General features: G+C 70.5%; 19 protein-coding genes. 9 read left to right on the top strand and 10 right to left on the bottom strand.

Going from position 1 to position 24,897, the window contains the following annotated elements:
• Window positions 1–10: 10 nt before the first annotated feature.
• Together C4T42_RS06285 and C4T42_RS06280 are read right to left on the bottom strand one after the other, a co-directional pair.
• On the bottom strand, window positions 11–1,165 hold the full coding sequence (locus C4T42_RS06285; protein ID WP_020092950.1) for an AAA family ATPase: 1,155 nt from the start codon (window positions 1,163–1,165) through the stop codon (window positions 11–13).
• 16 nt (window positions 1,166–1,181) lie between these two features.
• A complete protein-coding gene (locus tag C4T42_RS06280; protein ID WP_020092949.1) occupies window positions 1,182–2,174 on the bottom strand; it encodes a polyphosphate kinase 2 family protein in 993 nt (330 codons plus the stop codon).
• Between the two features lie 96 nt (window positions 2,175–2,270).
• Here C4T42_RS06280 and C4T42_RS06275 point away from each other — a divergent pair, with 96 nt between their 5' ends.
• The 3 genes from C4T42_RS06275 (at window position 2,271) to C4T42_RS06265 (ending at window position 8,490) form a co-directional block, all read left to right on the top strand.
• Window positions 2,271–2,858: a histidine phosphatase family protein gene (locus C4T42_RS06275; RefSeq protein WP_020092948.1), complete on the top strand. Its 588-nt coding sequence runs from the start codon at window positions 2,271–2,273 to the stop codon at window positions 2,856–2,858.
• 111 nt (window positions 2,859–2,969) lie between these two features.
• Complete coding sequence (locus C4T42_RS06270; protein WP_020092947.1) at window positions 2,970–7,040, top strand: Pls/PosA family non-ribosomal peptide synthetase; 4,071 nt, start codon at window positions 2,970–2,972, stop codon at window positions 7,038–7,040.
• Between the two features lie 295 nt (window positions 7,041–7,335).
• Entirely contained in the window at window positions 7,336–8,490 is a 1,155-nt protein-coding gene (locus C4T42_RS06265; protein ID WP_020092946.1) for a GGDEF domain-containing protein, read from the top strand.
• 17 nt (window positions 8,491–8,507) lie between these two features.
• Here the strand turns inward: C4T42_RS06265 and C4T42_RS06260 are convergent, their stop codons facing one another.
• A complete protein-coding gene (locus C4T42_RS06260; protein WP_103984880.1) occupies window positions 8,508–9,983 on the bottom strand; it encodes a PAS domain-containing methyl-accepting chemotaxis protein in 1,476 nt (491 codons plus the stop codon).
• 372 nt (window positions 9,984–10,355) lie between these two features.
• On the opposite strand from C4T42_RS06260, the gene C4T42_RS06255 reads away from it, so the two are divergent.
• Window positions 10,356–10,562, top strand: coding sequence for a SlyX family protein (locus C4T42_RS06255; protein WP_020092944.1), 207 nt, complete (start codon window positions 10,356–10,358; stop codon window positions 10,560–10,562).
• A gap of 39 nt (window positions 10,563–10,601) precedes the next feature.
• On the opposite strand, the gene C4T42_RS06250 is transcribed toward C4T42_RS06255, so the two are convergent.
• Both C4T42_RS06250 and C4T42_RS06245 read right to left on the bottom strand, forming a co-directional pair.
• The gene (locus C4T42_RS06250; RefSeq protein WP_020092943.1) at window positions 10,602–12,035 is read right to left on the bottom strand and encodes an NAD-dependent succinate-semialdehyde dehydrogenase; all 1,434 of its coding nucleotides are present in this window, start codon (window positions 12,033–12,035) and stop codon (window positions 10,602–10,604) included.
• A gap of 101 nt (window positions 12,036–12,136) precedes the next feature.
• A complete protein-coding gene (locus C4T42_RS06245) occupies window positions 12,137–12,922 on the bottom strand; it encodes a class II glutamine amidotransferase (RefSeq protein ID WP_020092942.1) in 786 nt (261 codons plus the stop codon).
• A gap of 320 nt (window positions 12,923–13,242) precedes the next feature.
• On the opposite strand from C4T42_RS06245, the gene C4T42_RS06240 reads away from it, so the two are divergent.
• A complete protein-coding gene (locus tag C4T42_RS06240; RefSeq protein WP_026604893.1) occupies window positions 13,243–13,635 on the top strand; it encodes a response regulator in 393 nt (130 codons plus the stop codon).
• Between the two features lie 285 nt (window positions 13,636–13,920).
• Here C4T42_RS06240 and rpsU read toward each other — a convergent pair whose 3' ends face one another.
• The gene (gene rpsU / locus C4T42_RS06235; protein ID WP_012322424.1) at window positions 13,921–14,256 is read right to left on the bottom strand and encodes a 30S ribosomal protein S21; all 336 of its coding nucleotides are present in this window, start codon (window positions 14,254–14,256) and stop codon (window positions 13,921–13,923) included.
• Window positions 14,257–14,478: 222 nt separating this feature from the next.
• Here rpsU and C4T42_RS06230 point away from each other — a divergent pair, with 222 nt between their 5' ends.
• Window positions 14,479–15,525 carry a low specificity L-threonine aldolase gene (locus C4T42_RS06230; protein ID WP_020092940.1) on the top strand — a complete coding sequence of 349 codons (1,047 nt, stop codon included), beginning with the start codon at window positions 14,479–14,481 and terminating at the stop codon, window positions 15,523–15,525.
• A gap of 259 nt (window positions 15,526–15,784) precedes the next feature.
• Here C4T42_RS06230 and C4T42_RS06225 read toward each other — a convergent pair whose 3' ends face one another.
• Complete coding sequence (locus C4T42_RS06225; RefSeq protein ID WP_020092939.1) at window positions 15,785–16,972, bottom strand: DUF1501 domain-containing protein; 1,188 nt, start codon at window positions 16,970–16,972, stop codon at window positions 15,785–15,787.
• Window positions 16,969–18,498 (bottom strand): DUF1800 domain-containing protein, encoded by a 1,530-nt coding sequence (locus C4T42_RS06220; protein WP_020092938.1) that lies wholly within the window; start codon window positions 18,496–18,498, stop codon window positions 16,969–16,971. Before C4T42_RS06220 ends, C4T42_RS06225 begins: the two co-directional genes overlap by 4 nt.
• 185 nt (window positions 18,499–18,683) lie before the next feature.
• Here C4T42_RS06220 and C4T42_RS06215 point away from each other — a divergent pair, with 185 nt between their 5' ends.
• A complete protein-coding gene (locus C4T42_RS06215; protein ID WP_020092937.1) occupies window positions 18,684–20,297 on the top strand; it encodes a peptide chain release factor 3 in 1,614 nt (537 codons plus the stop codon).
• 51 nt (window positions 20,298–20,348) lie between these two features.
• Here C4T42_RS06215 and C4T42_RS06210 read toward each other — a convergent pair whose 3' ends face one another.
• Both C4T42_RS06210 and C4T42_RS06205 read right to left on the bottom strand, forming a co-directional pair.
• Window positions 20,349–20,807, bottom strand: a complete 459-nt coding sequence (locus tag C4T42_RS06210; protein WP_020092936.1) for a response regulator — start codon at window positions 20,805–20,807, stop codon at window positions 20,349–20,351.
• A 7-nt stretch (window positions 20,808–20,814) separates the two neighbouring features.
• Window positions 20,815–21,282 carry a BLUF domain-containing protein gene (locus C4T42_RS06205; protein WP_020092935.1) on the bottom strand — a complete coding sequence of 156 codons (468 nt, stop codon included), beginning with the start codon at window positions 21,280–21,282 and terminating at the stop codon, window positions 20,815–20,817.
• Between the two features lie 310 nt (window positions 21,283–21,592).
• Between C4T42_RS06205 and C4T42_RS06200 the strand changes: the two genes are divergently transcribed.
• Together C4T42_RS06200 and flgK are read left to right on the top strand one after the other, a co-directional pair.
• Window positions 21,593–22,978 (top strand): flagellar hook-basal body complex protein, encoded by a 1,386-nt coding sequence (locus tag C4T42_RS06200; protein ID WP_103984879.1) that lies wholly within the window; start codon window positions 21,593–21,595, stop codon window positions 22,976–22,978.
• Window positions 22,979–23,012: 34 nt separating this feature from the next.
• Complete coding sequence (gene flgK, locus C4T42_RS06195; RefSeq protein ID WP_042672917.1) at window positions 23,013–24,896, top strand: flagellar hook-associated protein FlgK; 1,884 nt, start codon at window positions 23,013–23,015, stop codon at window positions 24,894–24,896.
• The last annotated feature ends 1 nt before the right edge of the window (window position 24,897 follow it).

The raw sequence follows: 24,897 nt of genomic DNA, 5'->3' as shown, positions 1-24,897 counted from the left end.
CCGGCGTGGCTCACGCGTCCTCCGCCTCGTCGAACTCTCCCGAGAGCGTGAGCCCGTCGATCCAGGTCTCGCCGTCGCGCTTGATGACGGTGCGCGGCCGGACCTTCCCGTGCTCCGCGATGCCGGCCGCCAGCCGCTCCGAGTGCGTGACGAGCCAGACCTGCGTGCGCTCCGCGGCCCGCGCGATCAGCCGCGCCAGCGGATCCATGAGATCGGGATGCAGGCTGGTTTCGGGCTCGTTCAGCGCGATGAACGGCGGCAGCCGGTAGCCGAGCAGCGCGCCGGCCAGGGCGAGGTAGCGCAGGGTGCCGTCCGACAGTTCCGGCGGATCGAAGGTCCGGCCCGGGAAGTCGGGGAAGCGCAGGCCGAAGCGCGCGTGACGGCCCGGCTCCGGCAGCACGAGCGCCGCGCCCGGGAAGGCGCCGTCGACGGCCTCGTCGATCTCGGTCGTGTCCTCCCGGATATGCGCCAGGGTGGCGAAGACGGCGGCGAGGTCCGCGCCGTCGGACGCGAGGGTCGGCGTCGTCACCGCGAGGCAGGGCCGGCGCAGGGGCGACTCGGCATCCGTCCGGAAATCGTGGTGGAAGCGCCACCCCGCCAGGGCGAGGCGGACCACGGCGATCTCGGGATGGCCGGTGGCGTCGAGGAGGCTGCCGAGGGCGGTCTCGGTCGGCAGCAGGTCACCGCCGAGGGTGCGCTTTCGGCCCTCCGCGTCCCGGACGAAGCCGCTCCGCCCGTCGCGATCGAGGATCACGGCCGCGCGGCCGCGGGTGCGGACCGTCAGACGCTCGGCCTTGACCTGCGGCTCCTTCCGGAAGGCGGCGCCGAAGGTCGTCCCGCCGACCTGCTGCACCAGCCCGATCTCGACGGCGTAGACGAATTCCTGCCCGATCGTGTCGTGGCGCAGGGTGGCCGACAGGCGGATCCGCGCCGCCTCGCCCTGCCGCCGGCGGCCGGCCCAGAGGGCGGAGTCCATGCCGCCCTCGGCGGCGAGGTCGCGGGTGAGGGTGCCCCGGGCGGCGGCCTGCAGCAACTCCAAAGACCGGTAGAGGTTGGTCTTGCCGGTGCCGTTGCCGCCGACGAAGACCGACAGCGCGTCGACCGGGAAGCCGATCCGCCGCAGCGAGCGGTAGCCCGAGATCGCGACCTCTCGAACCACCAGCATCCCGGATTCTCCCGCGTCAGTCGGGGACCGTCAGATCCGCGATGCCTTTGGCGGCCTCGGGGAATCGCGGGTCCATGGCCTCCAGCGTATCCGCCACGGTCCGGGCAATCACGTAGTTGCGGAACCACTTGTGGTTGGCCGGCACTACCAGCCAGGGCGCCTCGGGCGTCGAGCAGCGGCCGAGGGCGTCCGCGAAGGCCTGCTGGTAGGCGTCCCAGGATTTCCGCTCGACCAGGTCGGCCGGGTCGAACTTCCAGTGCTTCTCGGGGTCGGCGATCCGGGCCTCCAGGCGCCGCTTCTGCTCCGCCTTGGAGATGTGCAGGAAGAACTTCACGACCGTCGTGCCCGACTCGGTGAGCAGGCGCTCGAAATCGTTGATCCGGCCGTAGCGGCTCTGCCAGACCGCATCCGGCACGAGGCCTTTCACCCGCACGACGAGCACGTCCTCGTAGTGGCTGCGGTTGAACACACCGATCATGCCGCGCCCCGGCACCCGGGCGTGGTAGCGCCACAGGAAGTCGTGATCGAGCTCCTCGCTCGAGGGCACCTTGAACGAGGCCACCGCGCAGCCCTGGGGGTTCACCCCCTTGAGCACCGACCGGATCGTGCCGTCCTTGCCGCCCGTGTCGATCGCCTGGAACACCAGCAGGAGGCTCCTGGCGCGCTCCGCGTAGAGGCGCTCCTGGAGGGCGACGATGCGCGCCCGCTCCTGGGCGAGGGCGTCCTTCGCCCAGTCCTTGTCGAGACCGCCGACGTCGTCGGGATCGACCGTGCCGAGATCGAAGGGCGCCCCCGGTTCGACCGCCACGATGCCGGGCGCCGGGCGGATCGGTACCGGCCCGTGCCGGCCGAGCGCCGCCGGGACGGATTCGGCCACGCTGTCGACGCTGCCGGCCCAGCGGGCCGTCGACGGGCGGTGATCCACGGTGGCGCCATGCAGATCGGCCTCACCTGTCATGCCGTCACCGCGTTTGTGGCCGCGATGATGCTTGCCGTGCTTCTTGGACATGGGGCAGGACCTAGTTCCGGATATTGCCGACCGCCGGCGAGAACGGCCGGTAGTCCAGGCTGTTCCGGACGCCTGTGCAGGACGGGGTTGAGACGGTTGGGTACGATCTACTTCATCCGGCACGGCCAGACCGCCTGGAACGCCGAGGGGCGCCTCCAGGGCGGGCGCGACACCGACCTCAATGCCCAGGGGGAGGCACAGGCCGCGGCCGTGGCGGAGCGCCTCGCCGCCGCGGCGGGGCCGGCCCTGGCAGAGGCCGATTTCGTCGCGAGCCCGCTCAAGCGCACCCGGCGCACCATGGAGATCCTGCGGGGCGCACTCGGCCTGCCGCCCGAGGCGTACCGCGTCGACCCGCGCCTGCGGGAGATCGGTTTCGGCAGCTGGGAAGGCTCCACCTGGGCGGAGATCCGCCGCCGCGACCCGGCCGGGGCCGCCGGCCGCGACCGAGACCGCTGGCACTACCGCCCGCCCGGTCTCGGCGCGGAGAGCTATGCCGGCCTCGTCGAGCGCGTCGGGCCGATGATCGCGGGGCTGGAGCGGGACACGGTCATCGTCGCCCATGGCGGCGTCGCGCGGGCCGCGCTGGTCGCCCTCGGCCACCTCGACGTCTACGCGGCGCCCCGCCTGGGCATCCGCCAGGGCGAGGTCCTGATCCTCGAGCCCGGTGGCTGGCGCTGGGCTTGATCCCGTGCGCCGGCGCAGTGCAAAGCCGCCTCGATAACGGCATGATCGGCAGGCTATAGGGCGGCGGCCAGGACAGGCGCCGGCCCGAGCGGGCGGCCAGCGGAGCAGCGGATGAGCGACGTCGCCGAGAAGACCCGGCCCGGACCGACGGCCGGGGAGCCCGCGCCTCTCGGAGCCGCGGCGGCGATCCTGCGCGGCGACCACCGGCCCGACCTCATCCGCGACGAGGTCCTGGCCGAGATCTTCCTGCACGCGGCCGAGACCCGGCCCGATCATCCCTGCCTGGTCGACGGCGCCGGCGTCGGCGCCGGGGGCGTTCACCCGCACCTGACCTACGCGGAGGTCGCCGCCCGGGCCGGCCGGATCGCCGCCGGCCTCGCCCATCGCGGCATCGGGCCGGGTGACATCGTCGGCCTCTGGATGGCCCGTGGCCCGGACCTCCTCGTGGCGCAGATCGGCATCACGATGGCGGGCGCGGCCTGGCTGCCCTTCGACGCCGAGGCGCCGGCGGACCGGGTGGGCGTGTGCCTCGCCGACGCGGGCGCGAAGGCGCTGCTGGTCTCCCCGGCGCTCGCCGCGGCGGCGCCCGACGTCGCCCCGGCCCTGACGCCCGCCGATCTCGACTCCGGGACGCCCGCCGGTGCGCCGCTGCCCGATCCGCGCGCGGCCGGGCTGACGCCCGAGCACCCCGCCTACCTGATCTACACCTCGGGCTCGACCGGCGTGCCCAAGGGCATCGTCATCAGCCACGCCAACATCTGCCACTTCCTGCGGTCCGGGAACGCCCTCTACGGGATGCGCGCCGACGACGTGGTCTTCCAGGGCGCCTCGGTGGCCTTCGATCTCTCGATGGAGGAGATCTGGGTGCCGTATCTCGTGGGCGCGACCCTGTTCGTGGCGAGCCCCGCCATGATGGGCGACCTGGAATCGCTCCCCGGCATCCTGGAGGCCGAGGGGATCACGGTGCTCGACACCGTCCCGACGCTCCTGGCGATGATCTCCGGCGACCTGCCGCGAGTGCGCCTCGTCCTGCTCGGCGGCGAGGCGCTGCCCGAGCCGCTGATCGCCCGCTGGGCGACCGGCGGCCGCCAGCTGTTCAACACCTACGGCCCGACGGAGGCCACCGTGGTGGCCACCGCGGCCGAGATGCGGCCCGGCGAGCCGGTGACCATCGGCGGCCCGATCCCGAACTACTCCGTCTACGTCGCCGGCGAGGATCTGACCCTGCTCGGCCGAGACCAGCAGGGCGAGCTGCTGATCGGCGGTCCCGGCGTGGCGCGCGGCTACCTCGCCCGTCCCGAGCTGACGGCGGAGAAGTTCATCGCCAACCCGTTCGCGTCGGACGGGACCGACCCGGTGCTCTACCGCTCGGGCGACGCGGTCTCCCTCGACGCCGCCGGCCGGATCGTGTTCCACGGCCGGATCGACGACCAGGTGAAGATCCGCGGCTTCCGCGTGGAACTCGGCGAGATCGAGTCCCGGATCCGGGCGGCGCCCGACGTCAACCAGGCCGCCGTCGTGCTGCGGAACGACGACGGCGTCGACCGCCTCGTCGCCTTCCTGATCCCGGAGCGCGGCCGGTCCATCGACGCCGCCGCCCTCCGCCGGACCCTCGCCGGGCAGATGCCGCCCTACATGGTGCCCGGCCATTTCGAGGTGGCCGAGACTTTGCCTCGGCTCACGTCCGGCAAGGTCGACCGCAAGGCGCTCAAGGTCGCCCCGCTCACGGTGGTCGCCGCCGACGGCGAGCAGGAGACGCCCGCCAACGAGACCGAGGCGGCCCTGGTCGCCGCCGCCAAGCAGATCTTCGGCAACCAGCCGATCGCCCTCGAGGGCGACTTCTTCGCCGATCTCGGCGGCCATTCGCTGCTCGCCGCGCGCTTCGTCTCGGCGGTGCGCGAGAACCCGCCGCTGGCCGGGATCACGCTGCCGGACGTCTACGCCCTGCGCACCGTGCGGGCGATGGCCGACGCGCTCATCGCCCGGACGGGCGGCATGGGCGCCGGGGCCGCGACCCGCGACCTGAGCTTCGCGCCGCCGCCGCTGCTGCGCCGGGCGCTGTGCGGCCTCGGGCAGCTGGTCGCGCTGCCCTTCGTGATCGCGCTGGCCACCGCGCAGTGGCTCGGCATGTTCGTGACCTACCTGCTGCTCACCGGCGGAGGCCTGAGCTTCTTCGCCGAACTCGGCGTACTGCTCCTCGTCTACGTGGCGATCAACGGCGTGACCGCGGTCGCGGCGGTCGCCGGCAAGTGGCTGATCCTCGGCCGGACCAAGCCGGGCCGGTACCCGCTCTGGGGCACCTACTATTATCGCTGGTGGCTCGCGCAGCGGCTGGCGCCCCTCGTCCACGTGAAGTGGCTCCAGGGCTCGCCCGCGATCGCCGTCTACCTCCGGCTGATGGGTGCGAAGGTCGGACGCGACACGCTCATCTCCGACATCGAGATCGGCGCGGCCGACCTCCTGACCATCGGGGACGGCGCGTCCCTGGGCGGCCGCCTCGTCATCGCCAACGCGGAGATCGTCGGCAACGAGCTGGTCATCGGCAGGGTCGAGATCGGCGCGGACGCGGCGGTGGGCACCTCCTGCGTGATCAGCCACGACGCGGTGATCGGGCCGCAGGCGGAGATCGCCGACCTCACCACGATCCCCACGGGCTCGCGGGTGGGCGCGGCCGAGCGGTGGGACGGCTCGCCCGGCCGCAAGGTCGGGATGGCCGACCCCACGGAGCTGCCCGCCCCCGCCGAGGCCTCCTTCGCGCGCCGCGCGGCGTTCATGGCGGCCTACGTGGTGCTGCTCGGCGCGATCCCCGCGGTGGGTCTGCTGCCGATCTTCCCGGCCTTCTTCATCTTCGACCAGATCTCGGACTCGCTCTCCGACATCACCGACATCGACTACCACTGGTACCTGCCGATCCTCACCTGGCCGACCGCCATGCTGATGACCGCCGGCACGGTGCTGCTGATCGCCGGCATCCGCTGGGTGGTGCTGCCGCGGACCCGCTCCGGCACCTACTCGGTCCACTCGCTGTTCTACCTGCGGAAATGGTCGCTGGCGCTCGCCGTCGAGGTCACCCTGGAGACGCTCTCGTCGCTGTTCGCGACCGTCTACATGCGGGCCTGGTACCGGCTGATGGGCGCCAATATGGGCCACGGCGCCGAGATCTCGACCAACCTCGCGGGCCGCTACGACCTCGCCGAGGTCGGCGCGAAGAACTTCATCGCCGACGAGGTGGTGTACGGCGAGGAGGAGATCCGGCGCGGCTGGATGCACCTGGAGCCGGTGCGCACCGGCGCCCGGGTCTTCGTCGGCAACGACGCCGTTGTGCCGCCCGGCGCCGTCATCCCCGACGACGTTCTCATCGGCATCAAGTCGAAGCCGCCCGAGAACGCCGCGATGAGCCCCGGCGAGACGTGGTTCGGCTCGCCGCCGATCCGGCTGCCGGCCCGCCAGAAGGTCGATCTCGGCTCGACCGCCCAGACCTACGAGCCCGGCGCGTGGCCGAAGATCCGGCGCGGCGTCTTCGAGGCCTTCGCGACCTCGTTCTCGCCGATGCTCTACATTACCCTCGCGATCACGGCGATCGACTGGTACTTCTACCCGGCCATCCTGGAGCAGGACTGGTGGGGTCTGGCTTACAGCTTCGTCGGTGCGAGCGTCGCCATCGCGCTGATCCAGTCCTCGGCGGTCATCGCGATGAAGTGGCTGCTGATGGGCGTCTACAAGCCCGGCATGCAGCCGATGTGGTCGTGGTGGGCGATGCGCACCGAGGCGATCGCGGTGGCCTACTGGGGGCTCGCCGGCAAGGTGCTGCTCGAGCACCTCCAGGGCACGCCCTTCCTGCCCTGGGTGCTCCGGCTGTTCGGCGTGAAGGTCGGCAAGGGCGTCTGCATGCTCACCACCGACATCACCGAGTTCGACTGCGTCACCATCGGCGACTACGCCACGATCAACCGCGTCTCGGCACTGCAGACGCACCTCTACGAGGACCGGATCATGAAGATCGGCCGCGTCGTCGTCGGGCGCGGCGTCTCGGTGGGTGCGTTCTCGACCGTGCTCTACGACACCAAGGTGGGCGATTTCGCCCGGCTGCGCCCGCTCACCATCGTCATGAAGGGCGAGTCGATCCCCGCCAACACCGAGTGGGAGGGCGCGCCCGCGGTCCCGGTGATCCACCGCGCCTGACGGGCGGGCCGCACCGCGCGTTCCGGCCCCGGCGTTCCGGGGCCGTGCGGGGGCGGGCCCGCGCCGAGGTCAGAGTCGGCGACCCTGCGGCACTCAGCACGGGAGACCCGGCAAGCTCCGGGACGAATATGCCGGTGTACTAGCACCCTCGTCCCGGTTGGCCGTTCTAATCTAGCTTACAGTGGCTTCCGGCAAGATAGAGCGATATACTCTGCCGGCGCGTATCGTTGCTCGGCCATAGTGCGACACGGGGGCGGGGGCGGCTAACGTCCGGGTCGAGGATAGACAGGCGTCCGTGCAACTCGATCCCGCCACCCTGCTGGTCGTCAGCGCGGCGACGACCTTCCTGGTCGGCACGCTCTTCATGGCCTCGTGGCGGCAGGCGCCCGAATCCCGGGTGCTCGCCTACTGGGGCGCGGCGCATCTCGTGGGCGCGGCCGGATCGGCCGGCCTCGCGCTGCGCAACCAGATCCCCGACCTGATCTCGGTGGGCTTGGCCAATGCCGTGGTGCTCGCCGCCTACGGCCTCATCTGGAGCGGCGTCCGCTCCTTCGAGCATCGGGAGCCGCGGGTGGGCATCGCCATGGCCGGCGCCCTCGGCTGGTGCGTCCTGTGCCTGATCCCGACCTTCTACGCGTCGATCGAGGCCCGCATCATCTACGCCTCGGGGACCGCGGCGCTCTATTGCTGCGCCGCGGCCGCGGAGATCTGGCGCGGTCGCGCCGAGCGGCTCGCCTCCCGGATCGCCGCCGCCACCATCCTGGGACTGCACGGCAGCTTCTACATCGTGCGGATCCCCGCGACGCTGGTGGCGCCCCCACAGCCGGGTCTCAGCCCGCTCGCGTCGCACTGGGTGGCGATCCTGTGCTTCGTCACCCTGATGTTCTCGATCGCCTCGGCCTTCACCTTCATGGCGCTGGTCAAGGAGCGGGCGGAGCGGGAGCAGCGCATCGCCGCCTCCACCGACGCGCTGACGGGCGTGCGTAACCGCCGGGCCTTCGCCAGGGCCGCCGCGGACGCGATGGCGCGGCACGGCGACGCCGCCCTGCTGCTGTTCGACCTCGACCGGTTCAAGGCCGTCAACGACCGCTTCGGCCACGGGGTCGGCGACGCGGTGCTCATCGGCTTCTGCACCATGGCGTCGACCCTGCTGCCGCGGGAGGCCCTGCTGGGCCGCCTCGGCGGTGAGGAGTTCGCGTGCCTCCTGCCGGACGTCTCGCCCGCCGAGGCTCTGGCCCGAGCCGAGGAGCTCCGCCAGACCTTCGCGCAACTCGCGGTTCCCGAGCTTCCGGCCCTGCGCGTCAGCGTCAGTATCGGGATCGCGCAGGCGCGCCCCGGCATCGCGTTCGACCTGCTGATGCAGCGGGCCGACGCCGCGCTCTACGCCGCCAAGAATGGCGGACGGGACCGGATCTCCGTGGCCGATCCGGTCGCCACTCGCGCGGCCTGAGGCCCTGCCGGGCCGGCTCACGCGAGGGCGCGCGCCGCCTCCGAGACCTTGCGCACCGAGGCGTCCACGACGCTCGCCGAGGAGGCGATCTCCGCCATGGCGGTATGGATCGCCGCGACGCCCTGCGCCGCCGACTGCATGTTCTCCGTCATGTCGCGGGTCACCGCGGCCTGCTCGGTCACGGCCGACGAGACGCTGAGCGAGATCGCGCTGAGCTGCTCGATCGTGGCGCCGATCCCGTCGATCGCCGAGACGGCTCGGGAGGTCTCGGCCTGCACGGCGGCGATCTGGGTTCCGATCTCGCCGGTGGCCTTGGCGGTCTGCTCGGCGAGCGCCTTCACCTCGGCGGCGACGACCGCGAAACCCTTGCCGGCCGCTCCGGCCCGGGCGGCCTCGATCGTGGCGTTCAGCGCCAGCAGGTTCGTCTGGTCGGCGATGGACCGGATCAGGCTCACCGCCGCCCCGATCCGGTCCGCGGCGCCGGTCAGCCCCACGACGATCGCCCCCGCCTCCTCGGCGCGGGAAACGACCAGATCGACGGAGGATTTCGCCTGCATCGCGTGACGGCTGAGTTCCTCGATCGAGGCGGCGAACTCCTCCGAACCCGCAGCGACCGCATCGACGTTGCGGCTTGTCCGGCTCGAGGCCTCCGCGGTCTCGTCCGCCTGCCGGACCACCCGGCTCATCGAATCGCGGATCGCCGCGATGTCGGCGTCGATCGCGCGCTGCCCCTCGGCCCGGCGCTGGCGGTCTTCGACCTGCCGGGTCACGTCGGTAGCGAACTTCACCACCGCGCAGGGCTTGCCGTCGGCGTCGAGGATCGGGTTGTAGGCGCCGAAGATCCAGACGGTGCGGCCGTCCTTCCCGATCCGCCGGAACTCGCCCGCCTGGTACTGGCCGTTGCCGAGCGCGGCCCAGAACGCCGTGTAGTCCGGGCTGGCCGCCTCCGCCGGCGCCATGAACATGCGGTGATGCCGCCCGCGGATCTCCTCCAGCGTGTAGCCCATCGTGGACAGGAAGTTGCTGTTCGCGTCCGTGATCGTCCCGTCGAGGGCGAAGCAGATCACCGCCTGCGAACGGTTGAGCGCTTCGACCTGACCGGCGTGGAGCGCGTTGCGGGCGCGTTCCGCGGTGATGTCGGTGGCGAGCTTGACCACCTTGGTGGGCTTGCCGCGGCGGTCGAGGATCGGGTTGTAGGAGCCCTGGATCCACACGGTGTGGCCGGCTTTCGTCACCCGCGGAAAGGCACGCGCCTCGTGCTGATCGGCGCGCAACCGGTCCCAGAAGGCGCTGTAGTTCGGACCGGACCTGTCGGCCTCAGGCACGAACATTCTGTGATGCTGGCCCCGGACTTCGTCGAGCGTGTAGCCGACGAGGTCGAGGAACACGGCGTTCGCGTCGGTGACGGTGCCGTCGAGGTCGAATTCCACCCGCGCCATCGTCCGGTCGATCGCCGCGAGGAGGGCATCGTCGCGTGAACCAAACATCGCCATCGGAGCCCGTGCCCGCCTGATCTGTAAAGTGCGGACGATCATGAGGAGACGCGCTTAAAAATCCGTCAATGGCGTGCTCTCGTCATGAAACGGGCTCAATGAGAGTTCGAGAAAGTTGTAGGAGCGCAGTCGATCGTCGCAAAATGCATTTATACAAACGACAAAGATAACCGAGATATAAATCACTTTTGCGCCATTATCGGTCTTCGAGCCTATGCATCGACTGATGGACGTTCTCGACTGGTCATGGCTGGAGGCGGTCCGTCGGGTTGTTCGGCGCGCGGCCTGCGTTAGGAGGAGCGTCGAGCGCCGGCGGTCCGAGACGATCGGGGCGGGGACAGCTCGCGACACGGCACTGCCTGGAGACCCGACATGGACGAGGCGACACGGATCGATCGCCTGGAGATGCGCCTGACCGAGCAGGATGCGACGATCGAGGATCTGAACCGGACCGTGACCGAGCAGTGGCGGGTGATCGACCGGCTCGTCCGGCAGCTCGACGCGCTGCGGGAGCAGGTGGAGGAGGCGGCCGCCCGCGCGGCGCCGCGCGGGCCGGAACCGCCGCCGCCGCATTACTGAGGGGAGGGGCCGGCGCGCCGCGGCGCGCCGGCCGGTGCGTCAGAAATTCGCCTGCGTGACGAACTTGGTGACCAGGTAGGCGTCGAGGGCCTCCGGGCCGCCCTCGCTGCCGTAGCCCGAATCCTTGACGCCGCCGAACGGCGTCTCGGGCAGGGCGAGGCCATGGTGGTTGATCGAGATCATGCCGCTCTCGACCGCATTCGACACCCGCGCCGCGCGCTCGGCGGAGCGGGTGTAGGCGTAGGCCGCGAGCCCGTAGGGCAGGCGGTTGGCCTCGGTGAGCGCCTCCTCGTCGTCGGAGAACCGGTTGATCATCGCCAGGGGGCCGAAGGGCTCCTCGTTCATGATCCGGGCGGTCAGCGGCACCTCGGTGAAGACCGTCGGCTCGAAGAAGTTGCCCTGGTTGCCGATGCGCTTGCCGCCCGCCCGCAGCGTCGCGCCGCTCGACTCGGCGTCCGCCGCCAGCGCCGTGACGGCGTCGAGGCGCCGCCCGTGGACCAGCGGTCCCATCTTGGTCTCGGGATCGAGCCCGTCGCCGACCTTCACCGACTTGGCGAAGGTCGTGAAGCCCTCGACGAAGCGATCGAAGACCGAATCGTGCACGAGGAAGCGGGTCGGCGAGACGCAGACCTGGCCGGCATTGCGGAACTTCGAGGGGGCCAGGACGGCCACCGCCTTCTCCACGTCGGCGTCGCCGAACACGATCGCGGGGGCGTGGCCGCCGAGTTCCATCGTGGCGCGCTTCATGTGCTCGCCCGCGAGCGCCGCGAGCTTCTTGCCGACCACGGTCGAGCCGGTGAACGAGATCTTCCGGATGACCGGGTGCGGGATCAGGTAGGCCGAGATGGCTTCGGGATCGCCGTAGACCAGCGAGAGCGCGTCGCCCGGGATGCCCGCATCCAGGAAGGCGCGGACCAGGGCGGCGCAACTCGCCGGCGTGTCCTCCGGGCCCTTCAGGATCACCGTGCAGCCGGTGCAGAGCGCCGCCGAGATCTTGCGGACCGCCTGATTGATCGGGAAGTTCCAGGGCGTGAAGCAGGCCACCGGCCCTACCGCCTCGCGGACCACCGCCTGCAGCACGCCGTCGGCGCGGCCCGGGATGACGCGGCCGTAGGCGCGCTTACCCTCCTCGGCGAACCAGTCGATGATGTCGGCCGCCGCCAGGGTCTCGACACGCGACTCGGCGAGCGGCTTGCCCTGCTCCAGCGTCATGATCCGGGCGATCTCGTCGACCCGGGCGCGCAGCAGGTCGGCCGCCTTGCGCATCATCTTGGCGCGCTCGAAGGGCGCGACTTTGCGCCAGGTCGGGAAGGCGCGGGCGGCAGCCGCCAGGGCCTCGTCGAGATCCGCCGTGGTGGCGACCGCGCACTGGCCGATCGTCTCGCCCGTGGCGGGGTTCAGGACCCCCAGGGTGTCCCGGTCGGCACCCGCGCGCCAGCGCCCGGCGATGTGAAGCTCGGTATCCGGATACATCGGTCGATTCCCGCTCGGCCGCACCATCGGCCGCAGGCGGAATGTGGCGATGTGGCGCGCCCCGGCAATCCCCGCGGCGGCATGGCTGGGGCCGTCTGTATTCAGGCGGCGGCGCGGGCGGGCTCCGGCGCCTCGACGAGCGTCGCGGTCCCGTGGCGGGCGCGCAGGGTCGCGCCCTTCGGGACCACCCGCCAGCCCTCGCGGCAGCCGTCGATCGGCTCCGACACCACCACGATGCCGCCCGGCCCCTCGCGGTAGTACAGGCTCGGCGGCCGGCCGTCGCAGGCCCAGCGATAGGCGGTCAGCGTCTCGCCGTCCGTGAGCAGCGCGGTGAAGCGCAGCGGCTCGCAGACATTCGCCGACTCCATCAACTCGCGGACGGTCTTCAGCGTCCGCGCCATCGCGCCGACGGGGTCCGCCTCAAGGCCGTTGGCGAGCGCCAGGAGGAAGATCGCCTCCGAGTCGGTGCTGCCGCGGCGATGGTCGTAGTAGGAATCCGGGATCAGCGCCTCGAGGCGCCGCTTGATCCGGTGGTAGCCGCCGATCTGGCCGTTGTGCATGAACAGGTGGCGGCCGAACACGAAGGGGTGGCAGTTAGCCCGGGCGGTGGCCGTCCCGGTCGAGGCGCGCACGTGCGCGAAGAACGTCCGCGCCCGCACCTGCCCGCAGAGGTTCACGAGGTTCTCGTCCGACCACGCCGGGGAGATGTCGCGGTAGACACCCGGCTCGGGCCGCTCGGCGTACCAGCCGATGCCGAAACCGTCGCCGTTGGTCTCGGTCTTCCCCTCGTCGGCGTGCAGCGACTGGTGCACCAGCGAGTGGGTCGGCGCGCAGACGAGGTCGGAGAGGAAGACCGGCTCACCGCTGTAGGCGAGGAAACGGCACATGTCGGACGATGATCCTTCAGCTCTGGGCCGCGTTCGATCCGGCGAAACGCCCCGCGCGGGTGGAGACGTTCCGCCGCAGGACGTTAACAGTCGGTCCACTCCAGTGAACAGTTTCTTAACCGCCCGGAAACTGCGCCATTTTCGTGCGTTCCGCATGAAAATGGTGCCGCCTGTCCGCAGGGCAGGCATTCGCCTCCGGAGCGACGCGACTCTTGTGAGCCGCCTCATGAAGGATCAGCATGGCCGAATCGGGGAATCAGAAGCTCGCCGTACAGGCGGCCACCCGACGCGGGGCAAGGCACCGGCAGCAGGAGACTTTGATGGATCGCGCAACGCCCGATAGTTCCGCCCCCGTGGCGCTCGTCGTGGAGGACGATGCGGCTGTGCGCGATCTCGCGACGGCGGTGCTCGAGGAGACCGATCTCGGCGTGATCGCCTGCGAGAGCGCCGAGGCGGCCCTCTCGGTGCTGGAGCGGTCCGACGTGACCGTGGCGCTGCTCTTCGCGGACGTGCGCCTTCCGGGCGCCATGGACGGCGTGTCGCTGGCGCAGGCGGTCAAGCGGCGGTGGCCGGACGTGCGCGTGGTCGTCACCTCGGGCGCGAGCCGGGATGCGCGGCTCCCCGATCAGGCGGTCTACATGCAGAAGCCCTGGCGGGCCCTCGACGTGCTGGTCCAGGCCGAGCACGCCACCATGGCCGCCAAGGCGGCCTGAGCTGGCGGCCTGAGCGCTTAGCGCTCGAAGCTCTTCACGTCATCGCGAGCGCAGGGCCCCGGCTCGGCGCTACAGGCGCGACCTTCCTCCTCTCCAGACGGATCTCGGGCCTGCCCGAGATCCGTCCCGAGAAGCCCGACTCGGGGCAAGCTCGACTCGGGTGGAGAGGGGACCCGCGCCACGTGCGGCTCGCGTGCCCGGGCGCCTTCATCCGGACGCGACGCAAAGAAAAAGCCCGGCCCTGCGCGCGCAGGCCGGGCTCTCTCATGACTGACGTGGTGTCGCTCAGGCGGCGGGAGCCGGGCTGACCGGGGTCTGACCGGCGGCGTTGCCGCCCTGGCCCTGCGCGGCGGACGGCGACGGGAAGCCGGGACGACGGCCGCCGGCGGGGAAGCGGGGCTTCGGCTTCGGCGCGGCGATCAGGCCCTCGCGGATCGCGGTCTTGCGGGCCTGCTTGCGGGCGCGGCGGACGGCCTCGGCCTTCTCGCGAGCCTTGCGCACGGACGGCTTCTCATAAGCCTTGCGCTGCTTCATCTCGCGGAAGATGCCCTCGCGCTGCATCTTCTTCTTGAGGACGCGGAGCGCTTGATCGACGTTGTTGTCGCGAACGAGTACCTGCAACGGACTTGATCCTCTGGACCTGAAGTTCTGGGTTCACGCGGCCCGCCGCCGATCTGGAAACCGGCAACGTCCCTCGCCCGGTTTGAACCCGGGAGGGACGGGAACGTCGGTTTCCGAATCGGCGTGGAGCTCACGCCTTGACGGGGCTATTACACCAAGCGCGCACCAGTTCCAACCTGTCCGCGCGATCCATCCGCGCCTGCGCCGTGCTAGGTTGCGCGGATGAGACACGACGACTCGCAGCAATTCGCCAGCGACAACTATTCCGGCATCTGCCCGGAGGCCTGGGCTGCGATGGAGGCGGCCAATCGCGGCCACGCCCCGGCCTACGGCGAGGACGCTTGGACCGCCCGGGCGGCCGACGCCTTCCGGGACCTGTTCGAGACCCCGTGCGAGGTGTTCTTCGCCTTCAACGGCACGGCCGCCAACGCGCTGGCGCTGGCCGCGCTGTGCCAGTCCTACCACAGCGTGATCTGCGCCGACTCGGCCCATGTCGAGACCGACGAGTGCGGCGCGCCGGAATTCTTCTCGAACGGCTCGAAGCTGCTGACCGTCCGGACCGAGGGCGGCAAGCTCACGCCGGAGGCGATCCGCGGGCTGGCGCAGAACCGCAGCGACATCCACTTCCCGCGGCCGCGCGTGGTGACGATCACGCAGCCCACCGAGACCGGGCAGGTCTACAGCCTCGCCGAGCTGCGGGCCCTGTCGGCGACTTGCCGCGAGCTGGGCCTCGCCCTGCACATGGACGGGTCGCGCTTCGCCAACGCCTGCGCGAGCCTCGGGTGCAGCCCCGCCGACATGACGTGGCGCTCGGGCATCGACGTCCTGTGCTTCGGCGGCACCAAGAACGGCATGCATGCCGGCGAGGCGGTGGTGTTCTTCGACGCCACGCTCGCGGAGGATTTCGGCTACCGCTGCAAGCAGGCCGGCCAGCTCGCCTCGAAGATGCGCTTCCTCGCGGCCCCCTGGGTCGGCATGCTGGAGAGCGGCGCGTGGCTGCGGAACGCGGCCCACGGCAACGCCTGCGCCCGCCGCTTCGCCGAGGCGGTCGGCGGGCTGCCGGGGGTGCGAGCGCTGTTTCCCGTCGAGGCGAACGCGGTCTTCTTGACGATGCCGGCGGCCACGATGGAGGGCCTGCGCGCCCGGGGCTGGCGGTTCTACACTTTCATCGGCGGCGGGGCGCGCTTCATGTTCGCCTGGGATGCCCGGACGGAGCGGGTCGACGAGCTGGTCGGCGACCTGCGCGCCCTGGCGGCCGCCGCGGCCTGAGCGCGCGGACAGAGGGGCGCGGAGCCAACCCGTTGAAGGTGTTTCGCGCGCTGATGTCGAGATCCGCTGAGGAGCATCGATACGTCGGCACGACATGCGCTTGGTCGTCCTTGCGAGCGCAGCGAAGCGACCCAGCGTCGCGCGACGCCTGCCGAACTCGTGCGGCCCTGGGTCGCTTCGCTGCGCTCGCGATGACGGAGGGGCTGAGAGCCCGGGCTCGCGAGTGCTGGGACGGCGCGACGCTGCGACGGCTCGCTCCCTACAGCAGCGCGAGATCCGCCGGGTCCGCGCTGGGGAAGATCCGCCGCAGGCTCGCCTGGTCGAGCCCGTAGAGCCGCCGGAACAGGCCGCCCAGCAGGCCGCGATAGTCGGTGAGCACCGGATAGTCCCGGTTCTGGAACAGGTGCGCCTCGTCGGCCCGCACCTGCGGTCCCGCGATCCGGCCGCCCCGGACGCCGCCGCCGAGGATCCAGTAGACGCTGCCGTGGCCGTGATCGGTGCCGCGGCTCCCGTTCTCCCGGAAGGTGCGTCCGAACTCCGACAGCACCACCACCACCGTGTCGGACCAGCCCGGCCCGATCTCCTCGACGAAGCCCGAGAGTCCGCGCCCCAGCTCGCCGAGTCGGTCGGCGAGGTAGCCGGTGCCCGCGCCCTGGTTCACGTGCGTGTCCCAGCCGCCGACATCGACGAAGCCGAGGTTGAAGTTCTCGCGCATCAGGCGGCCGATGCGCCGGGCCGACAGCTCGAAGCCCTTGGGCGAGACCGCCCCGCGGTCGGCCTGCCCGGCATGATCGGAGATCGTGTGGTAGACCGCGTCGCGCACCCGGAACCCCTCGGTCACGGCGGCGGCCAGCTTGGTGTCGCTGTACATCGCCGCGATGAGGCGGGCCTGCCGGTCGTCGATGCCGGGCTTGCCGACCCCGTTGATGGCGATGTTGGGCACCGTCTCGCCGCCCCGGAAGATGAGCGGCATCTGGTCGGTGAAGGCGATCGGCCGGACCCGGGTCAGCTCCGCGGCGAGCCGGGCCATGAAGCCGGAATTGTAGTCGCGGGCCGCGCCGACCGTCTGGCCCATCTCGATCGTGTCCTGGGTCTCGAAATGGCTCCGGGTCAGGTCGTCGGTGCCGGCGAACGGCACGAAGGCGGCCTGACCCTTGGCGTAGAGCGGCAGGAGCGTGTCGCGCAGAGCCGGGTGCAGGCTCCAGTCGGCGTCGAGCGCCAGCGCCGCCTTCGGGTCCGACGCGTCGGGCTTCGGGATCGCGAGGTTTGGCCGCGACCGGTAATAGAAGTCGCTGCCGGTCGGGATCACCACGTTGGCGGCGTCGTAGGCGCCGCGTAGGAACACCACGAGGAGGCGCGCGTCGGCCTTCGGGGCGGCCCAGACGCGGCCGGCCACCGTGGACAGGCCGAGCGCCGCCGAGGCGCGGATCAGGTCGCGACGGTTCATCGCATGAACTCCGGCGAGGCGAGGTAGAGGGTGTTCCAGTCCTGCGGCGAGACCGCCTGGGCGAGGGCCGCGCGCGTCGCCGCCGACAGGGTGCCGGACAGCGCCGAGAAATAGAGCCCGTTGGCGAGCACCGGAAAGGCCGGCTCCTCGGCCTGATCGGGCAGCGCCGGCTTGAACAGGCCGGCCGAGCCGGACCCGATCTGCCGGGCGATCTCGAACCGCGTCGCGAGCTGCCCGGGCCCGCTCCAGGCGGCCGCGTCGAGGGGGTAGCCGTCGGGCGTCGAGCGGTTGAACAGGCCCTCGCCGAGGCGGTTCAGCCAGCCGAGCACCGGGCCGGCGTTGCGGATCACGCGCCCGTCGTAGGCCATGCGCAGGGCCGAGAACACGTAGCGCACCGGGTCCTTGAAGGTGCCGCCGCGCTCGGCCGTGAAGGCCGGCTCGCGCACCAGCGCCTCCATCACCGCGGCGATGTCGCCGTCGGTCCGCGTGAAGACGGCGGCGAGTCGGGCGATGAGGGCGTCGTCGGATGCCTGCCCGAGGAAATAGGTCGCCAGCGCCCGGGAGACGTTGGTCGCGGTGGCGGGGTTGCGGGCGATCAGGTCCACCGCCTCCTCGACCTCGGGCCAGCCGCGCCCCCGGATGCGCGTGCCGAGGAAGACCTTGTCGCCGTAATCGTGCCGGTTCGGGTTGAACGCGAACAGGCCGTCCCGGCGGAAGTCGGCGGCGCGCTCGGGGCGGAGCTTCGGGTTCTCGGGCTTCAGGTCGATGCCGACCCCGCTCAGGATCCGGGCCAGCGCCTCGACGTCGCCCTGCGTGTAGCCGGAGCCGACACCCATCGTGTGCAGCTCCATGATCTCCCGGGCGTAGTTCTCGTTCGGGCGGCCGGCGGCGTTGGCGTCGTTGTCGAGGTAGCGCAGCATCGCCGGGTGGCGCAGGCTCGCCATCAGCAGGTCGCGGAAGCGCCCGAGCACGTGCGGGCGGATCGCCGTCTCGACGTAGTCGCCCACGGCGGCGCGCAGCGTCGACTTTCCCTGGTGGACGTTGAGCCGGTTGAACCAGAACCACGTCAGCCGCTCGCGCAGCTGGTCGGGGCTGTAGAGCGCCCGCAGTACCCAGACGGAGGCGGCGTTCCGCGCGGCCGTGTTGAGCGTCGCCTGGAAAGCCTGCTGCGCAACCTTCCTGGCCTCGGGATCGGCGATGTCCTTCGCCGCCTTGGCCTGCGCGTCCAGGGCCTGGGCTCGCTCGAACAGGCTGCCCGGCGGGGTCAGCGCGTCGACCTGCGCCTGGGCGTCGGGGGGCAGGCGCATTTCGGCGGGCGGGTGAAGCTGATCGTGTAGCCAGCGCGTCCGCCCCTCCGCGGTGAGCTGCGCGAAGGCCGAGGGCGTGGCGCCCCAGGTCAGGGCATCGAGGAAGGCGGCGTCGGCCGCTGCGGCGCGCTGCGGCGCCTCGGCCGCGCGGGGCCCGGGGCCCGCGGAGGCGAACAGCAGAGCGGTGACCAGACAGCAGCGTGCTGCGGCGCGCGACATCGGGGCCTCGCGAAGCGTGGATCGACCGGGGAAGCGTGGTGTCGCGCCCCTGTACGGTGCCTGAAAGGAGGCCCCATTCTGCCGCCGTCTTTGCCAATATCGGGGCTTGCCGCTACACGATCCCGAGACCGCGCGAGTGCCGCGCCGCGCACCACCACGTTCCGCCGACCCAGAGCGTTCGCTCCATGCTGATGCAGACCAAGACCGAGGCGAGGCCGGCCGATCCGGTGTCGCGGCGGCGCACCTTCGCGATCATCTCCCACCCCGACGCGGGCAAGACCACCCTCACCGAGAAGCTTCTGCTGTTCGGAGGCGCGATCCAGCTCGCCGGCGAGGTGAAGGCCAAGCGCAACCGGGTCTCGACCCGCTCCGACTGGATGGGCATCGAGAAGGAGCGCGGCATCTCGGTGGTCACCTCGGTGATGACCTTCGAGTACGGCGACTGCGTCTTCAACCTCCTCGACACGCCCGGCCACGAGGATTTCTCGGAGGACACCTACCGGACGCTGACGGCGGTCGATTCGGCCGTCATGGTGATCGACGCCGCGAAGGGCATCGAGGCGCGCACGCGCAAGCTGTTCGAGGTCTGCCGCCTGCGCGACATCCCGATCGTCACGTTCGTCAACAAGCTCGACCGCGAGGCGCGCGACCCGTTCGAGCTTCTGGACGAGATCGAGAAGACGCTGGCCCTCGACGTCGCCCCGGTCACGTGGCCGATCGGCACCGGCCGCAACTTCTCCGGGACTTACGAGCTCGGCGGCAACCGTGTCCGCCGCCTCGACGCCGCCGAGGATGCCGGGATGGTCGCGGTGTCCGGCCCGGACGACAAGCTGTTCGACGAATTGCTCACCGAGGACGGCGCCGCCGACGCGTGGCGCGAGGAGGTCGAACTCGCCGAGGGCGGCCTGAAGCCGTTCGACCTCGACGCGTTCCGCGAGGGTCACCTGACGCCGGTCTTCTTCGGCTCGGCGCTGCGCAATTTCGGCGTGCGCGACCTCATCGACGGCTTGGCCAAGGTGGCGCCGCCGCCGCGGGGCCAGGACGCCGACAAGCGCCTCGTCGAGCCGACCGAGCCGCGGATGACCGGCTTCGTGTTCAAGATCCAGGCGAACATGGACCCGAATCACCGGGACCGGATCGCGTTCATGCGGGTCTGCTCGGGCAAGCTCAACAGAGGCATGAAGGCCCGGCTGGTGCGCACCGGCAAGCCGATCTCGCTCTCGGCGCCGCAATTCTTCTTCGCCCAGGACCGTGCCATCGCCGACGAGGCCTATGCCGGCGACGTGGTCGGCATCCCGAACCACGGCACGCTGCGGATCGGCGACACGCTCACCGAGGGCGAGGATATCGTGTTCCGGGGTGTCCCGAGCTTCGCGCCGGAGATCCTGCGCCGGATCAAGCTCACCGACGCCATGAAGGCCAAGAAGCTGCGCGAGGCGCTCCAGCAGATGGGCGAGGAGGGGGTCGTCCAGGTGTTCGTGCCGCAGGACGGAAGCCAGGCGATCGTCGGCGTGGTCGGCGCGCTGCAGCTCGACGTGCTGAAGGAGCGGCTCCAGGCCGAGTACGGCCTGCCGGTGGATTACGAGACCTCGCGATTCTCGGTCTGCCGCTGGGTGTCGTCCGATTCGGAGGCCGAGCTCGACAAGTTCATCGACTCGCACGGCTCGGCCATGGCCAAGGACCTCGACGGTGCCCCGGTCTTCATGGCGACCACGGCCTTCTCGCTCCGCTACGAGGAGGAGCGCTACCCGGCCGTGCGCTTCACCGACGTGAAGGATTACCAGAAGCGGGCGGCGTGACGCGCTTCGGCGGCGCCTCCGCGTCGCCGGGCCCGCGAGGGGTGCGCGGCGTCAGAACTTGCCGAGCATCGGGAATTCGACGCTCAGGGTCGATTCGGACGCGATCGGCGCCTCGCGCTTGCGCGGCTTGCGGTTGAGGACCTGCTTCAGCTTGGTCTTCAGCACCGCCATGTCGAACGGCTTGAGGATGAAGGCGTCCGCGCCCGCCTGGTGGGCGAGGTTGATGTCCTCGAAGTCGAAGGACGACTCGGTGAGCATGAAGGGCGTGTTCATCAGCGCGTCGTCGGCGCGGATCTCGCGCAGCAGGGTGAGCCCGTCCATGGGCTCCATGTCGAGATCGGAGATCACCAGGGCGTAGCGGCGCTGCCGCATCCGCTCCAGCGCCTCGGGCGCGTTGGTGACGCCCTCGACGTCCGGGAAGCCGATGCGGGTCATCAGCATCACGATCAGCCGCAGGAGCTTCTCCTGATCGTCGACGATGAGAATCGGGGGCGTATCGCTCTCGGACATCGGCGGCTCAGATGAAGAGGTGGTCGATGCCCTGACGGGACATCGCGTCGGACTGCAGCGACAGGCACAGCCCGTGTATCGCGGACGCCTTCGGCGTTCCGCGCTGGAGCATCGGGAGCAGGTTGGCCTTGGCGAACAGCGTGTCGTTCCCGGCCGTGCGCTGCGCGCTCTTGAACGAGTGGACGAACTCGCGCTTGGTGATCTCCCGCCACTCGCTGATCTGGACCTCGCGGTGCCGGCTGTCGGCACTCACCCGGTCGAAGGTCTCGTGCACGGATGTGCGCTCGCCCTCGATGACCTGGCAGGCGAAGTTCCCCTCGATGACCAGAAAGCTCGTGATCACCGCGAACTCGTTCTTCTTCTGAGCGATGCGACCGATATCGCTGATCTGCTCGGACCTCTTCGCCGCGTCCGACGACAGGTTGAGACGCGAGAAGTAGATGATGTGGACGAGGCTTGTCCGTTTCGCCCGCATGATCCCGAGATCCGCAATCCGTACCCGTTCAGCGCTTCCGGACAGGACGCACCGCGCGTGGCCCCGGCCCGGCGGCATCTTCGCGCGTGTCGAATAACACCGCGTAAACGCGGCGGACGGGACTTCCGGTCCGGATCTCCGCGCCCGCGGGACCGACCCGGCAGGATCTGCCGGGCGCGCGGCCATGACCGGTCAACCCTGCCGGGTCGTCGACAATCCGGTCCAGGATTATCAAGGACTTAGCCCTGGCATGCCGGTTGCGGCCGGACCGGCCTGCGGGCCAGTGCGGCGCGCATCGGGATCGTTCGCCATGGATCTTTTCACCGCCCTGCAGACCTCGGTCTCCGGACTCCAGGCGCAGTCCTACGCCATCAGCAACATCTCCGGGAACATCGCGAACTCGCAGACGACCGGCTACAAGCGCATCGACACCAGCTTCGTCGACCTGATGTCCGAGAAGACGCCGGGCCGCGAGGTCGCGGGTTCGGTGCTGCCCCAGTCGCAGCTCACCAACACCCTGGCCGGCAACGTGGTCTCGTCGAGCGTGCCCACCAACATGGCCATCAACGGCCAGGGCTTCTTCACCGTCGTGCAGAAGACCGGCGACGCGAACGGCGCCACATCCTTCGGCGGCACGAGCCTGTACACGCGCCGGGGCGATTTCGCCCAGGACAAGGACGGCTATCTCGTCAACGGCGCCGGCGGATACCTGACCGGATCGAACCTCGATCCGATCACCGGTCAGACGACCAGCATCGGTCCGATCAAGATCGGCAACTCGGCGCTGCCGGCGCAGGCCACCACGACGATCACCTACGCCGCCAACCTGCCCTCGACGCCGAGCACGTCGGCCTCGGCGACGTCGGGATCCGATCTCTACAATCAGAATACCGCGGCCGTCGTGACCTCCGGATCGGGGCAGACCGGCGTCAAGGTCGATTCGACCCAGACCGGTGCCGTCTCGACCTTCATGAGCAACAGCATCGCCGGCCCGTCGCTGCCGGTCTACACGTCGACCGGCGCGCCGCTCACACTGACGACCCGCTGGGCCAAGGTCCAGGACGCGACGACCACGCCGGCTCAGCCGGCCGTGTGGAACTTGTACTACTCCACCAACCCGAGCGCGCTCACGACGTCCGACTGGAACAACGTGGGCACGGCCTTCACCTTCGATTCCACCGGGAAGCTCACCTCGCCCTCGACGAACCCGATCCCGCTGGGGCCGATCACCATGGGTGACTACACATTCCCCAGCCTCAACATGAATCTCAGCGCCTCAGGCCTGACGCAGTATGCCGACACGACCGGTGCGGCGACGACCAACGCGCTGACGCAGAACGGCAACAGCTCCGGGACGCTCACAAGCGTGGCCGTCGGTCCGGACGGCAAGGTCAACGGCACCTTCTCCAACGGTTCGGTCGTGGCTCTCGCCTCGGTCGGCGTCGTCCAGTTCGCCAATGCCGACGGCCTGAAGGCCGATACGAACGGGAACTATCTCCAGACGGTCGATTCGGGGCCTCCGCTCGCGGGCCTCAACGGCAGCACGATCTCGGGCGCGAGCAACGAGCAATCGAACACCGACATTGCGACCGAATTCTCTAAGATGATCGTAACCCAGCAGGCTTACTCTGCGAACACGCGCGTCATGTCGACGGCCCAGACGATAATGTCTGATCTGCTCAACGTGATCCGCTGAGTGAGGGTGCGATTCGAGCCGCGGAGGCCGTGACATGTCGCTGAATGCGATCTCCACCTCGAGCGCAGGCCTCGCCGCCACCCAGGCGGCGATCAACATCGTCTCGCAGAACGTCGCCAATGCCGGGACGGCGGGCTACGTCAAGCGCACGCTCTCGACGGTCGCCACCGGGACGAACAATTCCGGCGTGGCCGCCGGCACGATCACCCGCAGCTTCGATGCCGCGGCGCTGAACCAGCTCCGGCTGGAGACCTCGGGGGCCGCCTACACGGGCACCAAGTCCGGCATCGCCGCCCAGCTCGACGCCCTCTACGGCGTGCCCGGCAGCGCTACCTCCCTCGACGGGACGCTGAACACCTTCACCCAATCGCTCCAGGAACTCGCCGCGAACCCGACCTCGGCGGCCGCCCGCACGACGGTGCTGGGCAATGCCGCGGCCGTCGCGAGCCTCATCAACAGCGCCGCCGGAACGGTGCAGAACCTGCGCACCGGCCTCGAGTCGCAGCTCGGCACCGACACGAGCGCGGCGAGCACGATCCTGTCCAACATCGCGACGCTCAACGGCAAGATCCAGAACACCACTGACAGCACCTCGCTGACCGATCTTCAGGACCAGCGCGACCAGGCGATCAACAGCCTGTCGAGCTACATGGACGTGCAGACGGTCCAGCAGCGCGACGGCACGGTCTCGGTCATGACCCAGTCGGGCGTGACGCTGGTCGACCGCGGGAACGCCGCGACCCTGACCTTCGACGGACGCGGCGTGCTCAGCCCCACCGCGAGCTACGCGACCGACCCCGCCCAGCGGACGGTCGGAACCATCACGGCGACGCTGCCGGGCGGCGGCAAGATCGACCTCGGCGCCCCCGGCGTGCTGCGGTCCGGCAGCCTGGCCGCCGAGATCGAGATGCGCGACCAGACCCTGCCGCAGGCGCAGCGGCAGCTCGACGATCTCGCGGCCGGCCTCTCGAAGGCGCTCACGAATACCGCGACCACCGGGACGTACAGCGGGACCGACACGCAGATCAGCGTCTCGACGATGCAGCCCGGGAACACGATCACCTTCCCGGTCACCGACAACACCGGGGCCGTGCGCAACGTGACGCTGGTGGCGTCCGCGACCTCCAGCGGCGCGGTCGTGCCCGCCGCGCAGACCACGGATGCCAGCGGCCTCACGCTGACCTTCAATGCCAGCGGCGGGCCCGGCACCTACGCGGCGGCGATCCAGTCCGCCTTCGCCACGTTCAACGCCTCCGGCAGCACCTACAAGCTGCCGACACTGTCGGCGAGTCCGGTCTCCTCGACCGCCACCAGCGCGACGCTGACGCTGGGGGCGGCCGGCAAGGTCGCCGGCGCGGCGAGCGCCAGCGTCACGGCCGTCTCGGCGTCGGACCTGAACACCGGCAACCCGTCGCTCGCGATGTTCGTCGACGGTACGGGCAACAAGCTCTACACCGGCACGTTCGACGGCGGCTCGCAGCTCACTGGTTTCGCCCAGCGCATCACGGTCAACGGCGCGCTGGCGGGCAACACCGCCGCGCTGACGGCGACGAGCGCCACGGACACGAGCACGTCGGGCGCCCGCGCCCAGAAGCTGTTCACGGCGCTCACCGCGAACCAGCAGACCTTCTCGTCGTCGAGCGGCATCGGCGGCGTCTCGGCCCCCTACAGCGCCACCGTGATCGGTTTCGCGCAGGACATCGTGTCCACGCAGGGGGCCAACGCGTCGAACGCCGCCGCTCTCGACGCCACCCAGCAGACGGCGCTCTCCACCGCGCAGAGCCGGTTCTCCGCCGGGGCGGGCGTCAACATCGACCAAGAGATGTCGAACCTGATCGCCCTGCAGACCGCGTACGGCGCCAACGCCCGGGTGCTCACCGCGGCCCGCGACATGCTCAACCAGCTGCTGCAGATCTGAT

It is taken from the genome of Methylobacterium sp. 190mf, assembly GCF_900107945.1.
Taxonomy (GTDB): domain Bacteria; phylum Pseudomonadota; class Alphaproteobacteria; order Rhizobiales; family Beijerinckiaceae; genus Methylobacterium.
The sequence above is the reverse complement of the archived record's forward strand: the minus strand, read 5'-3'. Positions and strand labels throughout refer to the sequence as shown.

What these genes read in the sequence shown, in the direction of transcription:
- C4T42_RS06245 (WP_020092942.1), bottom strand. Translation starts at nt 12,922, where the DNA reads ATGTGCCGTTTCCTCGCCTACAGCGGTGAGCCGGTCTTCCTCTCCGAC.
- C4T42_RS06205 (WP_020092935.1), bottom strand. Translation starts at nt 21,282, where the DNA reads ATGCGGGCGAAACGGACAAGCCTCGTCCACATCATCTACTTCTCGCGT.
- C4T42_RS06280 (WP_020092949.1), bottom strand. Translation starts at nt 2,174, where the DNA reads ATGTCCAAGAAGCACGGCAAGCATCATCGCGGCCACAAACGCGGTGAC.
- C4T42_RS06260 (WP_103984880.1), bottom strand. Translation starts at nt 9,983, where the DNA reads ATGGCGATGTTTGGTTCACGCGACGATGCCCTCCTCGCGGCGATCGAC.
- C4T42_RS06215 (WP_020092937.1), top strand. Translation starts at nt 18,684, where the DNA reads ATGCTGATGCAGACCAAGACCGAGGCGAGGCCGGCCGATCCGGTGTCG.
- C4T42_RS06270 (WP_020092947.1), top strand. Translation starts at nt 2,970, where the DNA reads ATGAGCGACGTCGCCGAGAAGACCCGGCCCGGACCGACGGCCGGGGAG.
- C4T42_RS06210 (WP_020092936.1), bottom strand. Translation starts at nt 20,807, where the DNA reads ATGTCCGAGAGCGATACGCCCCCGATTCTCATCGTCGACGATCAGGAG.
- C4T42_RS06240 (WP_026604893.1), top strand. Translation starts at nt 13,243, where the DNA reads ATGGATCGCGCAACGCCCGATAGTTCCGCCCCCGTGGCGCTCGTCGTG.
- C4T42_RS06225 (WP_020092939.1), bottom strand. Translation starts at nt 16,972, where the DNA reads ATGAACCGTCGCGACCTGATCCGCGCCTCGGCGGCGCTCGGCCTGTCC.
- C4T42_RS06285 (WP_020092950.1), bottom strand. Translation starts at nt 1,165, where the DNA reads ATGCTGGTGGTTCGAGAGGTCGCGATCTCGGGCTACCGCTCGCTGCGG.
- C4T42_RS06220 (WP_020092938.1), bottom strand. Translation starts at nt 18,498, where the DNA reads ATGTCGCGCGCCGCAGCACGCTGCTGTCTGGTCACCGCTCTGCTGTTC.
- C4T42_RS06255 (WP_020092944.1), top strand. Translation starts at nt 10,356, where the DNA reads ATGGACGAGGCGACACGGATCGATCGCCTGGAGATGCGCCTGACCGAG.
- C4T42_RS06230 (WP_020092940.1), top strand. Translation starts at nt 14,479, where the DNA reads ATGAGACACGACGACTCGCAGCAATTCGCCAGCGACAACTATTCCGGC.
- C4T42_RS06250 (WP_020092943.1), bottom strand. Translation starts at nt 12,035, where the DNA reads ATGTATCCGGATACCGAGCTTCACATCGCCGGGCGCTGGCGCGCGGGT.
- C4T42_RS06200 (WP_103984879.1), top strand. Translation starts at nt 21,593, where the DNA reads ATGGATCTTTTCACCGCCCTGCAGACCTCGGTCTCCGGACTCCAGGCG.
- flgK (WP_042672917.1), top strand. Translation starts at nt 23,013, where the DNA reads ATGTCGCTGAATGCGATCTCCACCTCGAGCGCAGGCCTCGCCGCCACC.